Consider the following 7121-nt stretch of genomic DNA (forward strand, 5'->3'; position numbering starts at 1 on the left):
GTTAATCTGCGATAAAAATTACTGTTAATATTGGAGGAAGCTTGTTTGATTGAAGTATATATTGATGGGGCGAGTGCGGGCAATCCCGGGCCTAGCGGTGCAGGAATTTTTATAAAAGGAAATGGAGCAGTTGAAAGATATTCCATACCGCTTGGCCATATGGAAAATCATGAAGCGGAATACTATGCATTAATTAAAGCACTTGAAATCTGTATTGAAAAGGGCTATAGGATTGTTTCCTTTCGAACTGACTCTCAGGCAGTTAATCGGGCCATTGAAAAGGAGTATGCCAAAAATAAAGGCTATGCATCCCTCTTGGAAAAGGCCTTACATTTAAGCAAACAGCTGGATTTATTTTTCATGAAATGGATACCCAGTTCTGAAAACAAGGCAGCGGATGAATTAGCAAGAGCGGCCATACGTAAGAATAAATAGAAAGTTATACACTTTTAGGATCGGAAAAAAAATGGACGAAATGGGCACCTCCTTCATTTCGTCCATATTAATATTCAAACATGATTCATTTAGACCGAAATCAATCCTTTTTCTTTAACAAACTGAATAGCCTCAAGGCGGGTATTAATCTTATTGGATATGAGCATTTCCAGCAATGATACATAAAAGCTGCCATCAAAGGATTTTTGTGCCTTTAAGGTTAGTTCTATTGCTGTGTTTGTCAGTTCATCTGTTGCATTCGTGTAATGCTTCCCAAAATAAATAAAACCAACCGCATCCTCTTGAAACTGAAAGCCTTTACTTTGTAAAAAACTTAAATAATCTTCCACTGTCTTCAAGAACATGTCATCCCTTTCCCCTTTTTAACCAAACACTCTAAATTTTACCTTATATTTCGACAATTATCTATCTTTTTTTGTGAGTAAATACCCAATCGTTCCTGTTGCAACCCCCAGCAAGGCTCCACCGATTACTTCAGCTGGATGATGACCGAGCATCTCCTTTAGTTTCTTTGGTGACTTTTCCTGCTCAAATTCGACAGACTCGTCTTTGTGAATTTTCTCAATCAATTCACCCATGCTATTTACTTTTAATGTTAATTCCCCTGTTTGTCTTCTAATCCCTTGTGCATCATACATAACGATTAGCCCATAAATTAATGAGAGAGCGAAATCGATTGTCGGTATCCCTCTTCTTAAGGCAATAAAAGTGGTTAATGATGATACTCCAGCAGAATGTGAACTTGGCATTCCGCCAGTGTGAAAAAATAATTCTGGCCTAAATTCTTTTTTCTTGAAAAAGTGAATCGGAATTTTCAAAGCTTGAGCCAATCCTATGCTTAATAAAGCAATGTATACACCTTTATTCATTTATGATCTCACCTCAATTATTAGTGTGAAGTTAGAAGAGTGTAATTATTCTTTTCGGAAATACTAGTATTGAAAACAATATTAGGGAGGTATGTAAAAGTTGGGAAAAAGAGAAAGAAATAGAGGGAAGCTTGCTTCTGGTGTGAATCCGCAAGGCTATGGACAGGATATTACCGAGGACCCTAAAAGCAAACTGGAGAATGCAGCTAAGAAAAAAAATACTAAATAAAAGAACGGCTGTCCTAAAAGCTAATAGGACAGCCTTCTATTACGCATATTGTTTTATGTCAAGCAACCGATCAAGCCCGCGAAATTCAATTTCATCAAACTTATTTATCACCTTGTCACGATTTACGGAAAACCTTGCATGGTCTAATCCACACTCAACAGGTACATCACATTTGATTTCAGCTAGTTGTCTGCTTAAATGAAGCATTTCCAAATCTTGTTCAATTTTAGTCCTTTGTGCTTTAGATAATTGATCCAAGTTTTCAAGAACGCCTTCAATATGTCCAAATTGCTGTAATAGCTTTAAGGCTGTTTTCTCACCAATTCCTTTTACCCCAGGATAATTATCACTTGAATCGCCCATAAATGCTTTTAAATCAATCATTTGCCTAGGGTGAATGCCCTTTTCTTCGTAAAATGTATCCTTCGTATGAACTAAATAATTGCCATACCCTTTTTGCAATAACACCACAGATATCCGTTCATCCAATAGCTGCAGAATATCCTGATCACCTGTAATAATGTTTACAAATGCGTCCTCTTTTACATGACTTGCTATCGTCCCAATACAGTCGTCTGCTTCATAGCCCTTCAACCCAATATTCGGAACATCAAAGGATTCCACCACTTCCTTTACAAGGTCGAACTGTGGAATTAGTTCAACAGGTGCTTCTGGCCGATTTGCTTTGTATCCGTCATACATGTCCGTTCTAAACGTTTTACTTCCCATATCCCAACAAACAGCGACATGTGATGGGTTGAAATTTGATACAGCTGCTAAAAAATGTTTAACAAACCCATAGACTCCATTCGTCGGCACACCTTTGGAATTTACCATAAATTGCCCGTGCACGGCAGTAGCAAAATAGGCTCTAAATAATAATGCCATTCCATCGACTAGCATAAATGAAGGTTTATTTTCGTTTATCAATTATCTCTCTCCCTTTTTTATTTACTCTCCCGTTTCAATATCATTTTCATCATACGATATCCAATCACTAAAGCTTCCAGCATATAGTTTAACATGTTTGTACCCTGCAGCCTTTAGTGCCATGTAATTTGGAGTGGCGGTGACTCCTGAACCGCAATAAACAATTATTTGCTTATCTTTGTCAATATCAGTGAATCTTTTTGCCTGATCTGCTCCAGTTTTGAAAGAGCCATTTTCATAACCATCTAGCCAAACCTTATTAATCGCTCCTGGGATATGGCCAGCTTTTTTATCAATTGGCTCAACTAGTCCTAAATATCGCTTACTTTCTCTAGAATCAATAATGACTATTTCTTGATTTTTCCTATCAACCACTTTTTTAACTTCTACATTGGAAGCAAAAATGGTTTCATCCATTTTTATCTCAAAAGCGGTTTTTGGAAATTCAGGAATTGCACGATCTACTGGATACCCAGCTTCTGTCCAGGCTTTATAGCCCCCATTTAATACATACACATTTTTATGACCAACATAATGTAATAGCCACAAAAGCCGGGCAGCATATGAACCCTCGCCTCCGTCATATGCTACGATAGTCGTTTGATTATGAATGCCGGCATCTTGAAGTGTCTGTCTAAATTCCTCGATTTCAGGTAACGGATGTCTGCCGCCATGAGAAGAAACGGGTCCTGATAAATCTTTCCCGAGATGAAAATATACAGCACCCGGAATATGATCATTTACATATTGTTCAAAACCTTCTTCTGAAGAGCCCAAATTATATCGACAATCAACGATCCTCATATCCTCATTATTTAAACGCTCTTTCAGCCATTCCTTTTCAACGGTCAAAATCATTCCTTCATCTCCCTCAATCTTTTTTCCATCAGCTTCTGCACATGTTCTTTCGGTGTCCAGCATTGAAATTGGTAGTTTGGTTTTGTTTCATAACCGAGACGCTGGCAATGATAAGTTATTCCTTTTTCGAATTTTTTCGCCTGAAAATGAATACAAGTTGCACATGCATGAAAGGACTGAATCTTCATTATGATTCATGAGAGAAATGAGTAATTTCTTTCTCTTTTTTCTCCAGCTCTTCAATTGGGAAGTCATCTCTTAGAACAGCTAAAAGACCCTCATAATATTCATTCGCCTGTTCAGACAGAATTGTAAGCATAAGTGAGTATTCACCGATTAGAAGTGCAGCATAATGTTTTTTCAGCTTTTCGCCTTCAATTTGCAGATAATGATCAGATAGCGGATTTATGAGCTGCTCCAATTCATCGCTTAAATTCTTTCTTTCATTTTTTTCAAAGAATGACTTTGGATTTTTAAAATGGGCTAATGCCTTTGAAAACTGGGCTCGATTCTCACTGACAAAAGCTGAATTAAACTCAATTCCTTCCATTTTTCTCGTTTCATACGGGCTAAAGCTTAATTCCTTATTAATCTCCGCAACCTTTTGACCAAGCATATCTTGAGCCTGCTTACATAATTTACCGATATACGCTTCTAATCTTAACGTTGTTGCTCTCAATTCCTGAGCAAAGTCAAATCCAAAGCTTTGCAGGAAATCTTCAAGGGCTGCTTGCAAGGCTTTCTTTAAATTACGGCCATCATCCTTAAGTGCAGCAGGGTTAAAGGCCTCCTTAATGAAATCACCATAACGCAGAAACACTCTTTGCTTTATATAAAAAACTAGCTCGGCTGCCTCTTGTTCTAATCTTTGCGTAAAAATCTCAGCATCCTGATTTTTGAACACGGCTAGAATTGTTTTTAATTCTTCTTCCAGCTGGATTCGTCTTTGAGCCTTTAATTCCTTATTTTCGTGTGATGACTGAATAAAGGTACGAAGCTGTTCCAATACACGATTCCAGCCCAATTCTGCAGAAGTGATCGAAATTTGCATAAGCTCATTTGTAATAAACGAATAAAAGCTTTCCTCAAATTTATCAATTTTAGAATGTTTCTCCTGAATGTTTTCGAGCTTTTCAGTTAAAGCCTCAAGACTTGAAAGCCCAAAAAGATTAGGTCGGCGTAGTCCATATTGAACAAGCTGTTCACCAACATATTGTAAAACGGATTCTTTCTCTTCTTCATTATTTGCAAGATCAATCGCATTGACGACAAAGAACATTTTATCAAGTTCAAAGGAATCCTTAACACGCCCCAATTGGATAAGGAATTCACGGTCAGCTTTTGAGAAGGCATGATTATAGTAAGTGACAAACAGGATCGCATCTGAATTTTTGATGTAATCAAAGGCTACTCCAGTATGACGGGCATTTATAGAATCGGCTCCGGGAGTATCAACAAGTGTGATTCCTTTTCTCGTCAGCTCACAATCATAGTACACTTCAATCATATCAACAAAACAGGATTTTTCTTCTATAGCCACATAGCCTTTAAACTCTACTAGGTCAGTCTTAACGGTTGTTCCAAGTATTTCTTTAAATGAATCAAATCCTCGTAAAAAAGCATTCAAGAAGGCAAAGTGGGTCTTTTCATTTGCATCAAAATCTGAAATGCTGCTCATTACTTTTCTAATTTTCTCGATCGCATCATCGAAATCTGCTGCAGACTGACTGAAGACGTTCAATGATCTGTTTACATCTTCAAATAATATGTCGGCTGCTTTTACCTTCACTAACACTGTTCCATGAGGATTTTGATCATTAATTGGCATGATTTTATTAATCGCAGCTGTTGTCGGGTTTGGCGATACTGGAAGAAGCTTATGGCCAATTAATGCATTGGCAAATGAAGATTTTCCAGCACTGAATGCTCCGAAAAGTGCTACTGTAAATCTCTTATCTTTCAGGCGCTCTGCTTTTTGCAGCAATTCTGCAGTCATTTTTTTGAATCCAGGTACTTCTTGGATGGCATTCGCCGTAAAGTTTAATTTTTCAACTAAAGCATTTACAGCCTTTTCTTCTACTTTATCGCCAACTGTTTGAAGAGCGTTATCTATTTCATGAAAACCGTTATCTTCTTCTTTTATATCAATCACAGCTGCATTTGTTTGATGGATAACTTCAACTTCTTCAGTTGGCAAGGTAAGTAAACCTTTTGCCATTTCCGCATATTTTTGATGAGAAAATTCCCCTTCAAATAAATCATTCATGTTGACTTTCGCCGTGCGCAGACCTTCCTTTATTTCGGTTAGCATGTGCAAGTCTTCATTATATCCTTTGTATCGTTTCCATTCACTTTCTATAAGGCTCTGTTCCTTTTCGGTTTTTAAAGATAAAGTGCGTAAGAGCAATTCCTTAAATTCTGCTAAACTTTTTTTAGCCAATTTCTTAATAGATTCTGCTAGGTCATTCGTATATTGGAGAACATAGTCACCTGAAAGCAATGCACCTTCCTTTACCGTGTTAGCAATCAGATCCTTGTTAAAGAAAACAGTAAAGTTTTGTGCTCTTCCTAATAATTCGGAATCATGTACCTCATGCTCCTTTAGTTCATTAACCATTAGTTCCTTAATATGCCAGTCAATTTGCGACTTTACTTTTTCCGCAAGGTCTTGGAAAAAAAGCTCTAGACGATTCAATCTTTCCTGTTCTGTTTTTTGCCGCGAGAAAAATAGTCCTACCTTAAAGCCAGGCTGGCATGACTCGATATAGTTTTCTGCAAGCTCTCTCGTTTGGAACGGCATTAAGTAAGCATTATCCAAAACATCATCCACTTTATGAATGAAGTTAATTTCCGCTGTTTTTAGAAAAGCTCTGCCTTCATCTAGCTTAGCCTCTAATGCTGCAACCTTTTCAGCCAGTACTCCTCTCTCATCGACAGACAGTTCTTCTAATCTTTTCTCATATTTTTCAATTTCAGCCCAACTTTTTTCTTCTAAATAAATCAAATGCTCACTTGAAAGCTTATTCAATGAATGATAAACAGACTCAGGAAGCAGTAATTCGCTATTGGCAATTTTATCTGCAATAAACTTTTGTAAAGCTAAGAACTCATTTTCTTTATGGTCTTCTTTTTTTAACGATGTGTAAAATATTCTTTCTGGTATTACCCCCCAAGAGGCAAAAGAATCCTTCACACTTTGTTTAAACTGATCGAAGCTCAATTCTTCATCCCGATGCTTATCAATTTGATTAATAATTAAATAAACTTGCTTCCCAGCAGCAGCCAGCTCTTTTGTAAATAAGAAGTTCAATTCTGACTGGACATGATTATAATCCATGACATAAAATACTAAATCCGCAAGGTGCAAGGCTGACTCAGTAGCAATTCGGTGAGCATCATCCGTTGAATCGATGCCCGGCGTATCCATAATCACCGCATTTTTCGGCAGGCTCGTATCAGAATAGCTAATTTCAATTGAATGGATTTGGTCTCCATCCTTACAATAGGATTTCACTTGATTATAATCATAGGGAGCCAGATATAATCTCGGATTGCCTTCTTTAAAAATGACCTTTGCATAATCCTCTCCCGATTTAATTTTTACTAAATTTGCGCTTGTCGGGATCGGGCTGGATGGCAGCAAGTTTTCACCAATAATTTTATTGATCATGCTTGATTTTCCGGCAGAAAAGTGCCCGCAAAATGCAATTGCATATTCTTTTTTATCAAGCTTTATAGCTAGGTCCTTTGCCCTTTCTGCTGTTTGATTATCTTGATTT

At 37.3% G+C, this 7121-nt stretch carries 8 protein-coding genes; 2 read left to right on the forward strand and 6 right to left on the reverse strand.

Annotated elements, in window-relative coordinates; all coding sequences use genetic code 11:
- Positions 1 to 45: 45 nt before the first annotated feature.
- Positions 46 to 435, forward strand: a complete 390-nt coding sequence (locus V7164_RS10935; RefSeq protein ID WP_335344201.1) for a reverse transcriptase-like protein — start codon at positions 46 to 48, stop codon at positions 433 to 435.
- Between the two features lie 89 nt (positions 436 to 524).
- On the opposite strand, the gene V7164_RS10940 is transcribed toward V7164_RS10935, so the two are convergent.
- Both V7164_RS10940 and V7164_RS10945 read right to left on the reverse strand, forming a co-directional pair.
- Positions 525 to 794, reverse strand: a complete 270-nt coding sequence (locus tag V7164_RS10940; protein ID WP_335344200.1) for a DUF6123 family protein — start codon at positions 792 to 794, stop codon at positions 525 to 527.
- Between the two features lie 63 nt (positions 795 to 857).
- Complete coding sequence (locus V7164_RS10945) at positions 858 to 1325, reverse strand: divergent PAP2 family protein (RefSeq protein ID WP_335344199.1); 468 nt, start codon at positions 1323 to 1325, stop codon at positions 858 to 860.
- Positions 1326 to 1425: 100 nt separating this feature from the next.
- Here V7164_RS10945 and sspL point away from each other — a divergent pair, with 100 nt between their 5' ends.
- The gene (gene sspL / locus V7164_RS10950; RefSeq protein WP_066294554.1) at positions 1426 to 1554 is read left to right on the forward strand and encodes a small, acid-soluble spore protein L; all 129 of its coding nucleotides are present in this window, start codon (positions 1426 to 1428) and stop codon (positions 1552 to 1554) included.
- 39 nt (positions 1555 to 1593) lie between these two features.
- On the opposite strand, the gene V7164_RS10955 is transcribed toward sspL, so the two are convergent.
- From V7164_RS10955 to V7164_RS10970, 4 genes are all read right to left on the reverse strand, one after another.
- On the reverse strand, positions 1594 to 2481 hold the full coding sequence (locus tag V7164_RS10955) for a 5'-3' exonuclease (protein WP_335344209.1): 888 nt from the start codon (positions 2479 to 2481) through the stop codon (positions 1594 to 1596).
- Positions 2482 to 2505: 24 nt separating this feature from the next.
- Positions 2506 to 3342, reverse strand: a complete 837-nt coding sequence (locus tag V7164_RS10960) for a sulfurtransferase (RefSeq protein ID WP_335344198.1) — start codon at positions 3340 to 3342, stop codon at positions 2506 to 2508.
- Positions 3339 to 3530: a hypothetical protein gene (locus V7164_RS10965; protein WP_335344197.1), complete on the reverse strand. Its 192-nt coding sequence runs from the start codon at positions 3528 to 3530 to the stop codon at positions 3339 to 3341. The genes V7164_RS10960 and V7164_RS10965 overlap by 4 nt, the downstream gene beginning before the upstream one ends.
- The coding region (locus V7164_RS10970) for a dynamin family protein (protein ID WP_335354090.1) at positions 3530 to 7121 on the reverse strand (3592 nt) is incomplete at its 5' end. The genes V7164_RS10965 and V7164_RS10970, both read right to left, overlap by 1 nt.

It is taken from the genome of Bacillus sp. JJ1474 (genome assembly GCF_036965225.1).
GTDB lineage: Bacteria > Bacillota > Bacilli > Bacillales > Cytobacillaceae > Cytobacillus.